13 protein-coding genes are annotated in these 17,203 nt (G+C 74.2%); 8 read left to right on the top strand and 5 right to left on the bottom strand.

What is annotated here, in order from left to right:
* Window positions 1-2: 2 nt before the first annotated feature.
* From J2S43_RS24415 to J2S43_RS24400, 4 genes are read right to left on the bottom strand one after another with little or no spacing between them, the layout of a single operon-like run.
* Entirely contained in the window at window positions 3-1,277 is a 1,275-nt protein-coding gene (locus J2S43_RS24415) for a phenylacetate--CoA ligase family protein (RefSeq protein WP_306832959.1), read from the bottom strand.
* Complete coding sequence (locus tag J2S43_RS24410; protein ID WP_306832957.1) at window positions 1,270-2,028, bottom strand: amidohydrolase family protein; 759 nt, start codon at window positions 2,026-2,028, stop codon at window positions 1,270-1,272. The genes J2S43_RS24415 and J2S43_RS24410 overlap by 8 nt, the downstream gene beginning before the upstream one ends.
* Window positions 2,025-3,086: a 3-dehydroquinate synthase II gene (locus J2S43_RS24405; RefSeq protein ID WP_306832954.1), complete on the bottom strand. Its 1,062-nt coding sequence runs from the start codon at window positions 3,084-3,086 to the stop codon at window positions 2,025-2,027. Before J2S43_RS24405 ends, J2S43_RS24410 begins: the two co-directional genes overlap by 4 nt.
* 34 nt (window positions 3,087-3,120) lie before the next feature.
* Window positions 3,121-3,906 carry a 2-amino-3,7-dideoxy-D-threo-hept-6-ulosonate synthase gene (locus J2S43_RS24400; RefSeq protein ID WP_503125034.1) on the bottom strand — a complete coding sequence of 262 codons (786 nt, stop codon included), beginning with the start codon at window positions 3,904-3,906 and terminating at the stop codon, window positions 3,121-3,123.
* 282 nt (window positions 3,907-4,188) lie between these two features.
* Here J2S43_RS24400 and J2S43_RS24395 point away from each other — a divergent pair, with 282 nt between their 5' ends.
* The 6 genes from J2S43_RS24395 (at window position 4,189) to J2S43_RS24370 (ending at window position 13,999) form a co-directional block, all read left to right on the top strand.
* Entirely contained in the window at window positions 4,189-6,021 is a 1,833-nt protein-coding gene (locus J2S43_RS24395) for an anthranilate synthase family protein (protein WP_442320071.1), read from the top strand.
* A 153-nt stretch (window positions 6,022-6,174) separates the two neighbouring features.
* Window positions 6,175-8,874: an ATP-binding protein gene (locus J2S43_RS24390; protein WP_306832949.1), complete on the top strand. Its 2,700-nt coding sequence runs from the start codon at window positions 6,175-6,177 to the stop codon at window positions 8,872-8,874.
* A gap of 105 nt (window positions 8,875-8,979) precedes the next feature.
* Window positions 8,980-10,596 (top strand): FAD-dependent monooxygenase, encoded by a 1,617-nt coding sequence (locus J2S43_RS24385; RefSeq protein WP_306832946.1) that lies wholly within the window; start codon window positions 8,980-8,982, stop codon window positions 10,594-10,596.
* 2 nt (window positions 10,597-10,598) lie between these two features.
* On the top strand, window positions 10,599-11,219 hold the full coding sequence (locus J2S43_RS24380) for a hypothetical protein (RefSeq protein ID WP_306832944.1): 621 nt from the start codon (window positions 10,599-10,601) through the stop codon (window positions 11,217-11,219).
* A 114-nt stretch (window positions 11,220-11,333) separates the two neighbouring features.
* Complete coding sequence (locus J2S43_RS24375; protein WP_306832942.1) at window positions 11,334-12,665, top strand: alpha/beta hydrolase family protein; 1,332 nt, start codon at window positions 11,334-11,336, stop codon at window positions 12,663-12,665.
* A gap of 503 nt (window positions 12,666-13,168) precedes the next feature.
* Window positions 13,169-13,999 carry a polysaccharide deacetylase family protein gene (locus J2S43_RS24370; protein ID WP_306832941.1) on the top strand — a complete coding sequence of 277 codons (831 nt, stop codon included), beginning with the start codon at window positions 13,169-13,171 and terminating at the stop codon, window positions 13,997-13,999.
* 48 nt (window positions 14,000-14,047) lie between these two features.
* On the opposite strand, the gene J2S43_RS24365 is transcribed toward J2S43_RS24370, so the two are convergent.
* A complete protein-coding gene (locus tag J2S43_RS24365) occupies window positions 14,048-14,464 on the bottom strand; it encodes an OsmC family protein (protein ID WP_306832939.1) in 417 nt (138 codons plus the stop codon).
* Between the two features lie 140 nt (window positions 14,465-14,604).
* Between J2S43_RS24365 and J2S43_RS24360 the strand changes: the two genes are divergently transcribed.
* Together J2S43_RS24360 and J2S43_RS24355 are read left to right on the top strand one after the other, a co-directional pair.
* On the top strand, window positions 14,605-15,501 hold the full coding sequence (locus tag J2S43_RS24360; protein ID WP_306832937.1) for a universal stress protein: 897 nt from the start codon (window positions 14,605-14,607) through the stop codon (window positions 15,499-15,501).
* A gap of 166 nt (window positions 15,502-15,667) precedes the next feature.
* Window positions 15,668-17,158, top strand: a complete 1,491-nt coding sequence (locus J2S43_RS24355; RefSeq protein ID WP_306832936.1) for a M1 family metallopeptidase — start codon at window positions 15,668-15,670, stop codon at window positions 17,156-17,158.
* Window positions 17,159-17,203 lie beyond the last annotated feature (45 nt).

The raw sequence follows: 17,203 nt of genomic DNA, 5'->3' as shown, positions 1-17,203 counted from the left end.
CCCTAGTAGTAGGACAGGGCCTTCGCCCAGTCCTCGTCCGGGCCGAAGAGCGCGCGCGGCTTGACCACATGCGGCGCGGCGGTGAGCACGTCGAGCGGCACCAGGCCGCCGGACGGCAGCGCGGTGACGTCCGCGGGCACGCCGAACCGGTCCCGGGTCGCGGCGGTCAGCGCGTCCGCGGTGTCCCGGTCGCCCTCCAGCTCCACGACCAGCCGGTCCGGCAGCGCGCGGGCCCGCCAGAAGAGCACGCCGGGCAGCGTGAGGACCAGCTCCTCCAGGTCGCCCTGGGTTACGGTGGCGCCGGCGACCCGGTGCCCGGCCGCGCCACGGCCCAGCACCCGCACGGACGGCAGCGCCCAGCCGCACACGCACGGGTCCGCCGACACCTCGACCAGGTCCTCGGTGTCGTAGCGGAGCAGCGGCATCGCCTCGCGGTAGAGCGGCGTCACCACCAGGTGGCCGCGCCCGGCCGGTGCGGTGCGCCCGGTGGCCGGATCGCGGACCTCGAAGATCGCCCGGTCCGCCCACAGGTGCAGGCGGCCGGCCGGGCACTCGCCGGCCAGGCTGCCGCACTCGGTCGCGCCGTACTCCTCGACGACCGTGGTGTTCCAGGTGTGCGCGATCCGGGCCCGCTTGGCCGCGCCGAGCGGTTCGCCGCCGACGAAGACCGCGCGCAGCGCCGGGAAGTCGCGGGCCGGGTCCAGCCCGGCCGCGTGCGCGGCGGCGGCCCAGAGCAGCGTGTCGGTCGGCATCGACCAGGTGAGCGTGACGCGCAGGTCGCGCAGGACCCGGACCACTCGCGCGTACGGCATCGCGGTCGACCGGTTGTCGCCCGGTACCACGGTCGCGCCGCGCATGCGGGCCGCGGTCTGGGCCAGATGCCCCGTGATCATCAGCGCGTACGGCGTGCGGACCAGGAACGTGTCCGTGTCCCGGATCCCGACCCACTTGCGCGCGTACCGTTCCGCCAGGTCCAGCCAGTCCCGCTCGGTGTAGTACGACGACGTGGGCGTGCCGGTGGTGCCGCTCGATTCGTGATAGGTCGCCAGCCGCCGCCGGTCCACCGCGAGCAGCCCGAACGGGTACGCGTCGCGCAGGTCCGCCTTGGTGGTGAACGGCATCGCGGCCAGCCCGGCCCGGTCCACGGGCACACCGCCGCGCGCGCGGTAGAACGGCGACCGGGCCGCCGCCGCGAGCGTCTCCGGCAGGCGCGCGTCCTGCACCGCGGCCAGCCCGGCCGCGTCGTGCCAGTCGCCGATCTCCGGACGGTCAGACATGGGCCAACTCCTCGAGCCGGAGCAGCCGGGACGCGTTCTCCACGGCCACCGCGCGCCGGTCCGCCGCGGTCAGGCCGAGCGCGCCGAGCTTGGCCACCTCCACCCGCGGGTCCTGCAGTGGATATTCGGTGCCGAACAGCACCCGGTCCGCGCCGAGCCGGCGGACCGCGAGCCGGGCCACCGCGGTGTACGCGCCGGACGTCTCGGCCAGCACGTTCGGCAGTGCGGCGAGCCGGTGCAGCCCGTCCGTGTCCAGCCCGTTGCCGCCGCAGTGGCCGAAGACGAACGTGGTGGCCGGCCGGGTGACGGCCAGCGCGGCCAGGTCCTCGGCACGGGCGCCGGGCCGGCCCAGGCAGACCACGTAGACCGGGTGCCCGACGTCGGCCGCGATCCGGGCGAGCGCGGCCACGCCGGGCTCGCCGAGCGTGAACCCGTGCACGGCCGGGGAGATCTCCAGTCCGCGGAAGCCGGCGGCGGCGCGGCGGTACTCGTCCGGGCCGCGGCGCGGGTCGGCGAAGTAGAACGGCACCAGCCGGCCCCCGGAGGCGGCGGCCGCACGGCGTACCCCCTCGTTGTCGGGTCTCGCCGAGGATCGGCCGCCCTGGCTGAGCTGGCGGGCGAGCCGGTCGATGCCGACCACGCCGCCGGCACTGACCGCGGCGGTGCCGATGCCGGCTCGGTCCATGGCCGCGAGCAGCGCGGACGGCTCGCCGGGGCCGGGCGTCAGGCGCGCGTGGAAGTCGATGATCATTGCTCGACGCAGGTCTCGTCGATCGGGTAGCCGACGTGCCGGTCCGCGTCCGGCAGGTGGCCGAGGATCTCGTCGCCGGGGCGCAGCGCGGTCGAGTTGAGCACCGCGCCGCCCGGGCCGAGCACGCGCACGTGCCAGTCGTCCTGCACGATCAGGTTGACCGGTTCGCCGCCGGGCGCGACCGCGTCCACGGAGAGCAGTGGCCGGGTCTCGATCTTGATGCGGCCCACCGTGACCCGGCGGGTCCGGCCGTCCGCGCTCACCGCCAGCACTCGCCCGCCGGACCGCAGCTCGCTCAGGTACGCGGTCCGCTCGCCGGAGACCAGCGTGTACGACATGATCGCGCCGGCGTTCACCCGGAACGGCCGGGTCGGCATGTACGGCAGCGGGTGCGTCTCGCTGGCGCAGAGCACCAGCGCGCGCGACCGCGACCCGATCAGGATGCCCTCGTCCGGCCGCAGCATCGTGCAGGTGTCGACGCAGGCGCGCTCGCCGGATCCGACGTGCGTGACGGCCGTGACCCGCAGCGGCACCAGCGCCAGCTGCGGTGTGGGCGTGCGGACCGCGGCGCGCAGCCGGGTCGCGTCGCCGACCCGGGCCGGCGCGAGCAGCACGCCGTGCGGGCCGTGCTCCAGCACCGCGTCCTGCACGGCCGCGTCCTGCGGGTCGGCCGCGACCGTCACGATCGTGCCGGCGGCACCGGCCGCGGAGGCCAGCACGATCTCCAGCGGGATGTAGGTCGGGTCGGCGAAGCGCAGCAGCGTGTAGGCGTCCCGGGCCGCGCTCTCGCACGCCGCCGCGAGCGTCTCCGGGCCGGTGACCTCGACGTACCGTCCCCATCTCGGCCCGGTGGACGGCGGTTCCCCGGTCGTGATGATCACGTCCGCGGTCTGGTCGGTGTCGTCGCTGATCAGGACGCGCAGCACGGTCGGCGGCAGCGTCGCCAGCACGTCCGGATCGTCGGAGACGATCGCGTCCAGGCCCTGGTGCAGCGCCTCCTCGCAGATCTCCTTGGTCAGGTCGCCGGTCGCCCGGACGTCCAGCCAGCACTGGGTCATCGTGTTTCTCCATTCGAGAGGGTCGTCGAGCGGGTCAGAGCAGCGCCGGTATGCGCTGGTCGTGGACGAGGGCGGCGACGGACCGCGTCATCGCGGCCGGATCCGGCGCCTCGAAGATCAGCCGGCCGACGGCGGCGCCCGCGGCACCGGATCGCAGTGCGGTGCCCAGGTGTGCGAGGACCGCGGATGCGCCGCCGTCGGTCGTGCCGCCCGCGGCCAGCACCGGTATCGGGCAGGCCGCGGTGATCCGGGCGATCTGCGCGGCGCCGGCCGGAAGCGCGGTCTTCACCAGGTCCGCGCCGACCTCGGCCGCCACCGTGACCGCGCGGGCCACCAGCTCGGGGTCGCGCCCGTCGCGGATGCCCGGTCCGCGCGGGTAGATCATGGCGAGCAGCGGCAGCCCCCACCGATCGCAGGCGTCCGCGACCGACGCCAGGTCGGCCAGTTGCCGCGCCTCGGTCATCGAACCCGCGTTGACGTGCACGCTGACCCCGTCGGCGCCCAGCCGCAGCGCCTCCTCGACGCCGGTGACCAGCACCTTCGCGTCCGGGTCCGGCGCGGTGCCGGTGCTCGCGCTCAGATGCACGATCAACGACAGATCCCGGAACCAGCGGGTACGGACGTGCCGCAGCGCCCCCTTGTGCAGCACCACCGCGTCCGCGCCGTTGTCCACGGCCGCGCGCAGCAGCGGGTCCAGCCGGCCGTCCGGGACGATCGGGCCCGCGCCGATCGGGTGGTCCAGCGCCACCACCAGCAGCCCCCGGTCGCCGTGCCGGTGCAGCCGCTCACGGCGCATCCGCCGGGCGAACGTCTCATTCACCGGCATGGTGCACCGATCTGGGAATTGCATATCCACATCGTTTCTCCAAAGCGTCCGTTCAGCCTTTCGCTGAGGACGTTAGGTTCCGCCGCGCCGCCGTCCCACTACCTCTCCGAGCAGCCCGTGGCCCGGTCGGGTAGTTGTCGGCGGGAATGGCGCGGTGTCACGGTTTCCCCGGAATCCACAGATATTGACGACTCTGATTGCAAAATTGAGGGAGAGATCGTGACCGCATCGCTGCGTACCGGCCCCGAGCGGCTCACCACCGCGCGGGCCCGTGCCGTGCTGCGCGCCGGCGCGCCCGCGTTCGCGGTGCTGTGCCGCGCCGGCGAACCGGTGGAGGTGCTGGTCGGCGACGTGCACGAGCACGCGCTGATCGCGGACCTGCCACTGCCGCCGCCGGACGCGCCCGGCGCCGGCCCGGACCTGGTGGCCGTGCTGCCCTACCGGCAGATCGCCGAGCGCGGACTGGCCTGTGTGGACGACGGCGCGCCGGTGCTGGCGATGCCGGTCCGCGCGGCCGGGCGGCTGACCACGGCAGAGGCGCTGGACGTGCTGCCGGACGACCGGGTGTCGCTGACCGGCGGCGGGTTCGACGTCTCCGACCACGAGTACGCGGACGCGGTCCGCCGCGTGGTGACCGGCGCGATCGGCCGCGGCGCCGGCTCCAACGTGGTGCTGCGCCGCCGCTACCGGGCCGTCGCGCCGGGCTGGTCGGCCCGCGCCGCACTCGCGGTCCTCGGCCGGCTGCTGCGCGCGGAGACCGGCGCCTACTGGACGTTCCTGTTCCACGGCGGCGGGCGCACGCTGATCGGCGCGTCCCCGGAGTGCCACGTGCGGCTGGCGGACGGGCACGCCGCCATGCACCCGATCAGCGGCACCTACCGCTACCCGCCCGGTGGGCCGACCGAGGAGGGCCTGCGCGCGTTCCTGGCCGACCGCAAGGAGTCGGAGGAACTGCTGATGGTCGCGGACGAGGAGCTGAAGATCATGGCGCGGGCCTGCGCCGGGCCGCGGCTGACCGGGCCGCGGCTGCGCGCGATGTCCCGCCTGGCACACACCGAATATCTCGTGTCCGGCCCGTCCCGGCTCGGCGCCCGCGACCTGCTGCGCGAGACGCTGCCCGCGCCGACCGTGACCGGCAGCCCGGTGCCGAGCGCATGCCGGGTGATCGCGGCGCACGAGCGCGACGGTCGCGGCTACTACGCGGGCGCGATCGCGCTGGCCGGCCGGTCCGGCGGCCGGCGCGTGCTCGACTCGGCGCTGCTGATCCGCACCGCGGACGTGGACGAGCGTGGCAACGTGGAGATCTCCGCGGGCGCCACGCTGGTCCGGCACAGCGACCCGGCCGTGGAGGCGGAGGAGACGCGGGTGAAGACGTCCGCACTGTTGGCCGCGTTCTCCGGAGGCGGCGCCGCGACGGAGCCGGCGACCCTGCCGAGCGTCCCGGCCGGGCTGCTGAGCGCACGGAACGCGGGGCTGTCGCGTTTCTGGCGCGGCGCGCCGGTGCCGCCCGCGGGCGAGCTGGCCGGCCGGCGCGCCGTGATCGTCGACGCGGAGGACGGATTCACCGCGATGCTCGCGGAACTGGCCCGCGCGCTCGGCCTCGCGGTGCGCGTGACGCCGCTGACCGCGTACCGGCCGGGGCTGGAGGATCTCGTCGTTCTCGGCCCCGGACCCGGTGACCCGCGCGACCTGGCCGACCCGCGGATCGCCCGGCTCCGTGCGCTCGCCGGTGAGCTGATCGCGTCGCGCGCGCCCACGCTCGCGGTCTGCCTCGGCCACCAGGCCGTCGCGGCCACGCTCGGCATGCCGATCCGCGCGCTGCCCCGGCCGGAGCAGGGCGTGCAAGGCGTGGTCCGGATCGACGGCCGGCCCGAGCGGGTCGGCTTCTACAACACGTTCGCGGCGCTGTCCGGCGTGGACTCCTTCGACTGCCCGCTGACCGGCGACCGGGTCGGCGTGCTGCGCGACCAGGCCACCGGCGTGGTGCACGGGCTGGCCAAACCCGGCCTGCGCACGGTGCAGTTCCACGTGGAGTCGCTGCTCACCGAGAACGGCCCCGGCATCCTGCGTAGTCTGATGACCGCATGCTTTTCACCGGCAATTGTGTAATGTGGCGGCACCGTTTGCCGCGCATTCCCTTCCGTACGGCGGGAGGTCGCCCGATAGTCGTTCGCCCGGGCCACCCGAAAGGGTGTTCTCGGCGGCGCGCGCGATCGCCCACAATCGGCACCGGAATGCGCCGGGGGTCCGGGACGGAGCACGATGCAGACTGAAGACCTGATCGGCCGGGAGCGGGAGTGGGCCGCGCTGGCCCGCGCGGTCACGGCCACGGCCGGTGGCGCGGGCGGCTGCGTGGTGCTGTCCGGCCCGCCCGGCATCGGCAAGTCGCACCTGGCACATCGGGCCGCGCGGGTGGCGCGCAAGGCCGGGCTGACCGTGGCCTACCGGGCGGCGATGGAGGTCGACCGGACCGCGCCGCTGTTCAGCCTCGCGGGCGCGCTGGCCGAGGCGGCGGTGCCGGAGCTGGCCTGGCTGCGCGGTGAGCGGCCGGAGCAGTCCACGCCGGAGCGACTCGGCCGGGTGCTGGACGATCTCGCGGCGGACCGGCCGCTGCTGGTGATCATCGACGACGCGCAGTGGATGGACGAGTTCAGCGTGCTGGCGGTGCGCACACTGGTGCCCCGGCTGTCCTCCTCAGCGGTGCGGTGGTTGTTCGTGCGCCGGCCGGGGGCCGGTGGCGCGGGCGGGGACGCGCTGGATGACCTGGTCGCCCTCGGCGCGGAGGAGATCGTGGTCGGCCCGCTGGCGGACGCGGACGTGGAGCGGCTCTGCGCGGTGTGCGTGGGCGCGCCGGTCGACGCGACCGTGCTGGCCCAGGCGGACCGGTGCGGCGGCAACCCGCTGTGGATCACCCAGCTGCTGGCCGGCATGCGCGCGGAGGGGCAGCTCGCGGTGGTCGGCGGGCGCGCCACGCTGCGCGACGGCGACGTGCCGACCAGCTTCATCGGTGCGGCACAGCAGCGGCTGCGCGGCATGCCACCGGAGGCCCGCCTGCTGCTGCGGGCCGGTTCGGTGTTCGCGCGCCCGTTCCGGCTGGGTGAGGCGGCCGCGCTGCTGGCGCAGTCCGAGGAGTCACTGTGGACGTTCGCGGACCGGGAGGCCACGGACGGCATGCTGGTCCCACACGGTGACAGGTTCGCCTTCGAGCACGACATGCTGCGCGAGGTCGTCTACAACACGATCCCCGGACCGCTGCGCGACGGACTGCACCGCAAGGCCGCGGCCGTGATCAGCGCGTCCGGCGGGCTGCCGACCGAGGTCGCGGGCCACCTGATGAAGGCCGGCCCGGCCACCGCGGCCGATCAGGCCGAGCTGCTGAGCACCGTGGCCGCCGGGATCGCCGCGCTGGCGCCGGGCGCGGCCGCGAACCTCTACCTGCACGCGGTCGGCGGGTTCGGGCCCCACGATCCGCGCCGGGCCGCGTTCACCGCGGAAGCGGTGCCGCTGCTGGCCTCGGCCGGCCGGCTGGACGAGGCGCGGCGGCACGGCGAGGCCGCGTTCCGGTCCGGGCTGGACGCGACCACCGCGGCCCGGCTCTGCCTCGGGCTGGCCGAGGCCTGCAAGCACGCGGGCCGCAACGACGAGGCGGTCGCCTACACCAGCCGCGGCCTGTCCCGGAACGGTGTCGCGCCGGACGTCCGGGCGAAGCTCTGCGCGGTGCGTGCGCACGCACAGTTCTACGCGAACGACCTGACCGACGCGGACCGGTCCGGTGCGGAGGCGCACACGATCGGCGCGGACCCGGGCGCCGCCGTGTTCGGCCTGACCGCACGCTCACTGGTCGCGGCCGCGCAGGGCCGGTTCACCGACGCGCTCGGGCACGCGCGCACCGCGGTCGCGCTGGCCGACGAGGCCGGCGGCGAGGCCGTGCACCGGCACCCGCAGATCTGGCTGGGCAGCGCGCTGACCATGGTGGACCGCCCGGACGAGGCCGAACGGGTGCTGCGTGCCGGCCGGGAGGAGTCGACGCTGCTCGGCACCGGCTGGTCCGGGCCGCTCTGGCACTACTACGAGGCCGGGCTGCTCGCCGGCCGCGGCGACCTTCCGGAAGCGGTCGACGCGGCCGCGGCCGGGGTGGAGCTGGCCGAGCAGCAGGCGGTCTGGCAGCTGACCGTGCCGCTGCTCGGCACGCTGATCCGGCTCAGCCTGCTCCGCGGCGACCTGGCCGCGGCCCGCGGTTACGCGGAGAAGATGCGCGAACGGACCCGGACCGGGATCACCGCCGCACCCGAGGACGTGCTCTGGCCGGAGGCGCTGCTGGTCTTCTCGGAGGACGGTCCGGAACCGGCCGTCTCCCACCTGCGCCCGCTCTACCAGGAGATAGCGGAGCGCCCGGTGCTGATCGGCCAGGACCCGGGCGCCGCGGCCGTGCTGGTCCGGATCGCCGCCGCGGCCGGCCGGGACGACCTGGCCGAGGCCGTGGTGCACGCGGCCCGCGCGCTCGCCGGCCGCAACCCGGGCCTGCCGTCGCTGGCCGGCGCGGCCGCACACGCGGAAGGGCTGCTCCGCGGCGACGTGACGCTGCTCCGCGAGGCGGTCGGCCGGTTCCGGCTCGGGCCACGGCGCCTCGCGCTCGCGGCCGCGCTCGACGACCTGGCCGCCCTGGAGAAGCAGGGTGCGGCCCGCGCCGCCACGGCCGAGGCCACCACGCTGCGGGAGGCGTGCGGCGCGGCGACGGTGACCCGCCAGCGGCGCGCCGGGCAGCGCACCGACCTCACGCCGACCGAGCTGAAGGTCGCGGCCCAGGTCGCCCGCGGCCGCCGCAACCGGGAGATAGCCGAGGAGCTGTTCGTGTCCCCGCACACGGTCGACACGCACATGCGGCACATCTACGCGAAACTCAACATCAGCAACCGGTCCGCGCTCGCCACCTGGTACACGAACCAGAACTCCATCCCGTGAACGCGTGATGTAACCCGCCGCCGGCCCGCGCAAGATGACCTGCGGTGGTGAGGTCGCAGGTGGAACGGGGCGAATCGCGTGACCGTGCAAGCAGGCAGGATTCCGGTGCTCATCGTCGGAGCGGGCCCGGTCGGCGCGATCCTCGCGCTCGAGCTGGCGCATCACAGCGTTCCGTGCACGGTGGTGGAGCGGTCACCCGAACCGCCCCGGCACCCCGGCGTGATCACGCTGGACGGCCGGAGCATGGAGCTGTTGCGCCGGCTCGGGCTGGCCTCCCGCCTGCGAGACGACTGCCGGGTCGTGGGCCCGGCCGGCGGCGTGGTCTGGACGAGGGGGCTGGACCACCCGCCGGCCGGGATGTGGCCGGCACCGCAGGAGCCGGCGGCCGACGCGGTGGACGGCACCGCCGCGCTGGAGACCGGGCTCCTGGTGCGCGGCGCCGCGCTGTCCGCGTTCCTGCGCGCCGCGCTGCGCCGTAACCCGCTGATCGACCTGCGCGAGGGCTGGACCTTCACCGATCTGCGGGTGGAGGGCGACCGGGTGCTGGCCACCGTGCTGGAGCAGCGCACCGGCGTGCGGCACGCGCTGGAGGCCGCGCACCTGGCCGGCTGCGACGGCGCGCGCAGCACGGTCCGCCGCTACCTCGGCATCGGGCTCGACCGGATCGGCACGCCGGCCCGCCGCTGCGCCGTGCTCTTCCGCAGCTCGGACGCGGTGCTCGCGGCGCACGCCGAGGCCGCTTCGGAGATCGTCGCGGGCGAGGCCACGCTCACCTGGCAGGGCGACGGCGACGCCTGGGTCGGCACCGTCCCGCTGGACGAGGGCCCGCCCGCCGCGGTCGACCCGGCCGAGGTGCTCCGCGACCGGCTCGGCCTGGACGGCACCTACGACGTGCTCGCGGTCTCCGAGTGGGACGAGTCCCCGGCCGTCGCCAGCCGGTATGTGCGGGGCCGCGCCTACCTGGCCGGGGCCGCCGCGCACCGGCTGCGCACCGCGGTCGGCCGCCGGGCCGGCACCGACGTCGCGGACGCGGTCGACCTCGGCTGGAAGCTCGCCGCCACGGTCCGCGGCTGGGGCGGCCCCCGGCTGGCCGAAAGCTACGAGACCGAGCGCCGGCACGCCGCGCTGATCGACCGGGAGCTGCACGACCTGGCCGTGCAGACCCGGCTGCGGTTCGGGCGGCTGGCCCGTGCCGGTGCCTCCCGCGAGTTGCTGGCCGGGTTCGTGGCCCAGGAGGCGCACCAGGCCGGCGACGCCGGGATCACGTTCGGCCGCCGCCTGGCCGGCTCGCCGGTCGTCTGCCACGAGCCGGGCAGCCCCGGCGACCTGCCGTGGGACCGGATCACGCCCTCCACCTGGCCGGGCAGCCGCGCACCCGCCGTGCCTCTCGCGGACGGCGCGCCGCTGTTCGACCGGCTCGGACCCGAGTTGACGCTGGTCGACCTGGGATCCGGGGGCGCCGGGCGCGCGCTGGCGGAGCGCGCCCGGCGCCGGGGCATGCCGATGACGCACCTGATCGCGACCGGCGTCGCCTGGGACCGGCGGTACGTGCTGGTCCGTCCCGACCACCTGGTCGCCTGGCGCGGCGACGCGCCGCCCGCGGACTGGACCGCCGTGCTGGACACGGTCACCGGCCACATCTCCCGTGAACACGTGATGTCCGGTGATCCGTTCGCCGGTGAGACTCGGTCGACCCCGCTCACGACCGAGAGGACGGAGTGACCGTGACGGCTGCGATCGCGTTCACCGACAGCTGCCCGACGATGCTGAGCAGCACCGTCATCGCCGGCTGGCGCAGGCGCCTGGTCCGGGACCGGAACCGGGAGCGCAGCCACTGGCGGACCAAGACCGCCTACTACCGCGCGGCCGCCACGCTGCTCACCGACGGCGCCGGCCGCCTGCCGGGCTGGCGTGACGTGGTCGACGCGGTCCTGCCGCAGGGCAGCCGCACCACGTTCTACGAGGTGGCCGGCGAGCACGCGCGGCACCCGATGGTGCGCGACCTGGCCCGCGACGGCACGGCCGACTCGATGCAGCTGGCCCTGGCCTACCGCCGGGTGGACGCGGTCGCGCAGCTGATCGACGAGACAAAGGTGTGGTCCTTCTGGGAGTACCGGGAGGAGCTGGTGCGCCGGCTCGTGGCGGAGACGCCCGGGCCGGACGAGGCGGGCAGGGAGGTGCGGGCGGCGCTGCTGGCGTGGGCCGCCGACCACCCGGAGCTGGCCGCAGCACTCGACCACGCGCCACCGGCCTGCATCGTCGAGGACCTGGTGGTGCTGGGCGGGGGACGCGCGATGGCGTTGCGCGTCGCCCGGGAGCTGGCCGGACTGCTGCACGCCCGCTGAGCGTCCCGGCGGTCCGGGCCCAAGGGGGCTTCAGCCCGGACCGCCGGGGTCGTGCGATCGACCGTCTTGACAGTCGTCGATGCCGCCCGTTGGATGTGACCGGGAGGTAACGCCATGGCCGCCGGATCCGTCGCCCTCGCCGCACTGCTCACCGCCACGCTGTTGCAAGCACCGGCCGTCGCCGCCTGCGACGCACCGGTTCCCAGCGCCACGCAGCCCGGTTACTCGGTCGCCGACCCGGACTGCGACGTGGACGGCACGCCGTTCACGCCGATCGCGGGCTCGGCCGTGCACACCGGCATCGAGCAGGGCGCGGCGTACCGCATCGAGGTCCCTCGCCGCTGGAACGGCCGCCTGGTGATCTTCGCGCACGGCTTCCGCGGTGGCGGCCGGGTCGTCTTCGTCAGCAACCCCAGCCTGCGCGAGCACTACCTCGACCGCGGTTACGCGTGGGCCGCCTCCAGCTACCAGCTCAACGGTTACGAGGTCGGCCAGGGCGTGCGCGACTCGCACGCGCTGATCGCGCTGTTCGGGCGGGTCACCGGCACGCCCGCCCGCTCCGTGCTGATGACCGGCGAGTCCATGGGCGGCCACGTCACCGCGGTCGCGATCGAGAGACATCCCCGCGCGTTCACCGGCGCGATGCCGGTCTGTGGCGTGCTCGGCGACACCGCGCTCTGGGACCATTTCCTGGATGCCAACGTCACCGCCGCCGCGCTGGCCGGTGTGCCGATCCGCTTCCCCGACGTGCCCAGCGAGTCCTACGACGCGGAGTGGCGCGCGCAGGTCGCCGAGATCGTGACGCGGCTCGGCCCGCCGGCGTCCCTCACCCCGGCCGGACGCGCCTGGTCGGACGTGGTGGAGCGGCGCACCGGCGGGGAACGCCCCGGCTTCGACGCGTCCTTCGCGTACTGGAACACGGCGAGGTCGCTGGAACCCTTCGCCGACCTGCCGTTCCTTTTCGGACTCTATCCGGGGCTGTCCGGCCGCGCGGAAAACGTGTCCGGAAACCGCCAGACGGTCTACCGCATCACGGACGGCCCGCGCCTGACCCCGGCCGAGCGCCGCCTCAACGCGGAGGTGCTCCGCGTGTCGCCCGGCATCCCGGGCGGCGACGCCATCCCGCGCGTCCACGGCCGGCCCCGCGTCCCGGTGCTCTCGCTGCACACCACGGGCGATCTCTTCGTGCCGTTCTCGATGGAGCAGATCTACGCCCGCCGCGCGCACACGCCGCTCTTCGTCTCGCGTGCGATCCGTGCGCCGGGCCACTGCGACTTCACCCAGGCCGAGCTGCGCACCGGCTTCGACGACCTGACCCGCTGGATCGCCACCGGCCACCGCGCCACCGGCGACGCCATCCTCAACCCCCGCGCGGTCGCGGCCCCGTCGTTCGGCTGCCGCTTCACCACGGAGACCCGCGCCGGCTTCCCGCCCTGCTCTTACTGACCCTCCGGGTGGGTCACGCCCTCCGCTTTCTCGTGATCGTTGGCGCGTTCGCGCTGGCGCTGACATTTCAGTAGAGGCGACAAGTACAGATGTTCCCGCTTCTGGCGTGGGCACGTTCCGAGTGCTTCCGCGGGCACCTGTCGGCCGCATCGGCGCGGCGTTCACTCCGGTCAGGGGTGGGTGGCCGGGGAGGCGGCGGGCCTCCTTCGACTTCCGTCGTGGTGGCGGAAAACCCTGCGGGCGTACCGATCGAGGCCGTGTCGGATTTCGGATAGCGGGTTCGCCGGGGTGCAACCGGGGCGCGGCCGGACCCGTCTAGTGGCTGTGGAGCTGGTGGTGGGTGCCGGCCGGTCGTTACGCGCGGTGTGCGTCGCCGATCGGAACGCAGTGTGGCCGTTCGTCTGGTTGATATCCGTTCCGGGTCACCGTTTCATGTGTTCCGGGGCGGAACGGCAATTGGACAGATCCGGATTTGTCCGGTGAGGGACGGGGTGCAAGGCGCGATGACGAGGTGGATGACCGACCCGCGACGCATCGCGTTCGTGGCCACGTTCCTGGCCGTGGCGCTGATCGCCGGCCTGGTCGTGGTCGCGCGGATGACCTCGGGCAGTCACGCCGCGTTCGCCTCGCCGTACCGGCCGAATCCCCGGTCCGCGGTCACGCCGGAGCAGGGCGGCCAGGCACAGGCCGCCGCGCCCCGCGGCCCGATGCGCGCGGAGCCGCCGACCCGCCAGCGCGCGTACGACGGCCCGGACGGCACGCAGCGGGTCACCGGCACGCCGTCGATGAGCCTGACGTTCGACGACGGGCCGTCGCAGTTCACCGACGAGGTGCTGGACCAGCTGAGCAAGCACGGCATCAAGGCCACGTTCTGCGTGATCGGCAGTCAGGTGCGGTCGCACGCGGCCCAGATGCGCCGGATCGTCGCCGAGGGGCACACGCTCTGCAACCACACCTGGAACCACGACTTCCAGCTGGGCGACCGCACGCCGGAGCAGATCGTCAAGGACATGGTGCGCACGAACGACGCGATCCACACGGTCGTGCCGAACGCGCCGGTCCGCTACTTCCGCAATCCGGGCGGCAACTTCAACCACCGCACGGTCTCGGTCGCGCAGAACCTCGGCATGGTGCCGCTGCACTGGACCATCGACTCGCGTGACTGGGAGAGCAAGGACTCCAAGAAGATCTGCGACCTGGTCGAGGCGAACGCGTCCCCGGGCGCGGTCGTGCTGCTGCACGACGGCGGCGGCGACCGGCGCGAGACCATGAAGGCGCTGAAGAAGCTGCTGCCGTTCCTCAAGGACCGCTTCGACCTGGTGGCGATGCCGTAGCAGGGGTACGGACGACCGTACCCCTGCCAGATCTGTGGTTCTTGCAGGTCAGACGAGCTTGGCGTCGACCGTCTGCGGCACGGCGCCGAGCGCGGCCGAGACCGGGCAACCGGCCTTCGCGGTCTCCACGTGACCCGCGAACGCGTCCGCGTCGATGTTCGGCACCGACGCCTCCACGGTCAGCGCGATACCGGTGATCTTCGGTCCGTCGCCGAGGGTGACGGCGGCGGAGGTGCGCACCGAGTCGGCCTTGAAGCCGGCGCCGGCGAGCACGTTCGCCAGGAACATCGAGAAGCAGCCCGCGTGCGCGGCCGCGATCAGCTCCTCCGGGTTGGTCCCGCTGCCGTCCTCGAAGCGGGAGACGAACGTGTACGGGCCCTCGAAGACGCCGGAGCCGAGCGCGACGGTGCCGGCACCGCCCTTGAGGTCGCCGTTCCAGACAGCGGATGAGGTACGAGTAGGCATACCCCTGATTCTGCCCGCACCGCCCACCACCGCCCAGACCGGGCCTTGCTCAGCAATATCCGCGTTCACGGGTTCGGCCGCCACCGCCGGGTGTAAAGCAAGCAGTAGGGAGCCCCGATCGGGGCCGAAGGAGGCAGATCATGACCGGCATCGTCGTCGGAGTCGATGGATCGCCCGGATCGGAGACCGCCGTGCGCTGGGCCGCCGCCCGATCCCGGGCCAACGGCGCGCCGCTGCGACTCGTCCACGCCTACTCGCTGCCCATGCCGTACCCGGGAACGCCGTTCGGTCCGGCCGGTGACTTCACCGGCGACGCGGGCACCTATGCGAAGGCCGCCGAGGCGGTGCTGGCCGGCGCGGCCCGGATCGCCACCGAGACCGGTGCGGGCTCGGTGACCACGGAGGCGGTGACCGGCGGCGCGTCCGGCACGCTGATCGAGGCCTCCGACGGCGCCGGCCTGGTCGTGGTCGGCTCCCGCGGCCTCGGCGGCTTCACCGGCCTGCTGCTCGGCTCAGTCGGCGTGCAGGTCTCCGCGCACGCGAAATGCCCGGCCGTGGTGGTCCGCGAGCCCGCCACGCCCGGCGGCCCGGTCGTGGTCGGTGTGGACGGTTCCGCGCCCTCGCACGCGGCCGTGCTCTTCGCGTTCGCGGAGGCGGAACGGCTCGGCGCCGAGCTGATCGCGGTGCACGCGTGGGGCCTGCCCGCGCCGGTCGACCCCGCGCTGATGGCGTTCCCGACCGAGCAGGACCGCGACGACTACGTGACCGCGGCCGGCCGGGTGCTGCACGACGCGCTGGCCGGGGGACGGTCCCGGCACCCGTCCGTCGGGGTCCGCGAGGTCTCCGTGGAGCGCGGCGCGTCCGCCGGCCTGCTGGACATCGCCCAGAACGCCGCGCTGGTGGTGGTCGGCTCCCGCGGGCACGGCGGCTTCACCGGGCTGCTGCTCGGCTCCACCAGCCAGTACGTGCTGCACCACGCGCACTGCCCGGTGGCGGTGTTGCGCGCCGACGTCGATCCGGAACCATCTGAGGCGTGACAGATCTCGACGACCTGTGGGTCGCGGACCGGGCCCGGCAGAACGCCGTCAAGTATCGGAAGAAGTACACCGGCCACCGGCGCTGATGAAACGTCATCCCCGCGTTTAAATTCGTCGATATGTTTTTCCTGGGGCCCGAGGTCCGGGTCCCAGGAAGGACGTGACCGTGTTACGCAGAATCGTGATCACGGGGGCAGCCGTCCTCGCCGTCGTTCTCGGCGTGCAGAGCGGCGCACAGGCGGCCCCGGCGCCCGGCGCGCCCGGCGTCGGCGACAGCTACTACCCCGACTACGGCAACGGTGGGTACGACGTCGGCCACTACGACATCCGCCTGCGCTACCACCCGCAGACCGACCGGCTGACCGGCACCACCACGATCCTGGCCACCGCCACGCAGGACCTCTCCGCGTTCAACCTGGACTTCGCGTTGCGCACCACGTCGGTGCGGGTCGGCAACCGGCCGGCCACGTTCGTCCGGGAGGGCGACCACGAGCTGGTGGTCACGCCCGCGCGCCCGCTCCTCAGGGGCCAGTCGACGACGATCGTGGTCACCTACGACGACGTGCCGTCCTCGGTCGTCGCGGCCGGCTACACCGCGTGGAACCGCACGCCGGACGGCGCGCTTGCGGTCGGCCAGCCGGAGATCGCCTGGTGGTGGTACCCGAGCAACGACCACCCCACGGACAAGGCGAGCTTCGACGTGTCCGTGCTGGTCCCGTCCGGCGTCGAGGTGATCTCCAACGGCTCCCCGACCCGATGGGCGCAACCGGAGCTGCGCGGCTGGGACCGCTGGTCGTGGCGATCGGCGGCGCCGCAGGCCACATATCTGGCGTTCCTGGCGATCGGTGACTTCGAGACGTACGGCGACGAGACACCGGACGGCGAGCCGATCATCACGGCGTACAGCACTCGCCTGGACCCGGCGACCGCGGCGGCCGCGCGCACCAGCATCGAACGCAGCAGCGAGATCGTCGACTGGCAGGCCGAGCTGTTCGGCCCGTACCCCTTCGGCCCGCGCGGCGGCGTGGTGGCCGGCGCCCGCGAGCTCGGCTTCGCCCTGGAGACCCAGACCCGCCCGGTCTACGACGGCGCCTCCTTCGCCCGCGGCTCGAACAACTCGCTGGTCGTGCACGAGCTGGCACACCAGTGGTTCGGCGACAGCGTCTCCGTCCGCGACTGGCGGGACATCTGGCTCAACGAGGGCTTCGCGTCCTATGCGGAGTGGCTCTGGTCCGAGAAGGAGGGCGAGGGCACCGCCGCCGAGATCGCCGACTACGTGCACTCCGTGGCCTGGCCGGCCGACGACCCGTTCTGGCAGGTGGTCCCGGGCGACCCCGGCGCCACCCAGCTCTTCCACCCCGCGGTCTACGACCGTGGCGCACTCACCCTGCACGCGCTCCGCGAGGCCGTCGGTGACCCGGACTTCTTCGCGATCCTGCGCACCTGGACGGAGACCCGACGCTACGGCGACGCGAGCACGCCGGAGTTCATCGCACTGGCCGAGGAGATCTCCGGCGACGAGCTGAGCGCGCTCTTCCAGACGTGGCTCTACACACCGGGGCGACCGGAGCTGGAGATCAGCCTCCTGAGCGTCCCGGCCGAGCCGAAGTCATGGGCGAAGATCACGGCAGCTCACGAGGAGGCACACCGCCACTGACCCGCGGTTTCGCGCGCACCTCCGGTCGCCGGAGGTGCGCGCCAT

The sequence above is a fragment of the Catenuloplanes nepalensis genome, assembly GCF_030811575.1.
In the GTDB taxonomy this organism is placed as follows: domain Bacteria; phylum Actinomycetota; class Actinomycetes; order Mycobacteriales; family Micromonosporaceae; genus Catenuloplanes; species Catenuloplanes nepalensis.
Note: the sequence above shows the minus strand (reverse complement) of the source record. Positions and strands in the feature narration are given on the sequence as shown.

Excerpts from the sequence above, each read along its gene's own strand:
- J2S43_RS24405 (WP_306832954.1), bottom strand. The coding sequence starts at position 3,086 with ATGACCCAGTGCTGGCTGGACGTCCGGGCGACCGGCGACCTGACCAAG.
- J2S43_RS24415 (WP_306832959.1), bottom strand. The coding sequence starts at position 1,277 with ATGTCTGACCGTCCGGAGATCGGCGACTGGCACGACGCGGCCGGGCTG.
- J2S43_RS24390 (WP_306832949.1), top strand. The coding sequence starts at position 6,175 with ATGCAGACTGAAGACCTGATCGGCCGGGAGCGGGAGTGGGCCGCGCTG.
- J2S43_RS24410 (WP_306832957.1), bottom strand. The coding sequence starts at position 2,028 with ATGATCATCGACTTCCACGCGCGCCTGACGCCCGGCCCCGGCGAGCCG.
- J2S43_RS24365 (WP_306832939.1), bottom strand. The coding sequence starts at position 14,464 with ATGCCTACTCGTACCTCATCCGCTGTCTGGAACGGCGACCTCAAGGGC.
- J2S43_RS24375 (WP_306832942.1), top strand. The coding sequence starts at position 11,334 with ATGGCCGCCGGATCCGTCGCCCTCGCCGCACTGCTCACCGCCACGCTG.
- J2S43_RS24360 (WP_306832937.1), top strand. The coding sequence starts at position 14,605 with ATGACCGGCATCGTCGTCGGAGTCGATGGATCGCCCGGATCGGAGACC.
- J2S43_RS24370 (WP_306832941.1), top strand. The coding sequence starts at position 13,169 with ATGACGAGGTGGATGACCGACCCGCGACGCATCGCGTTCGTGGCCACG.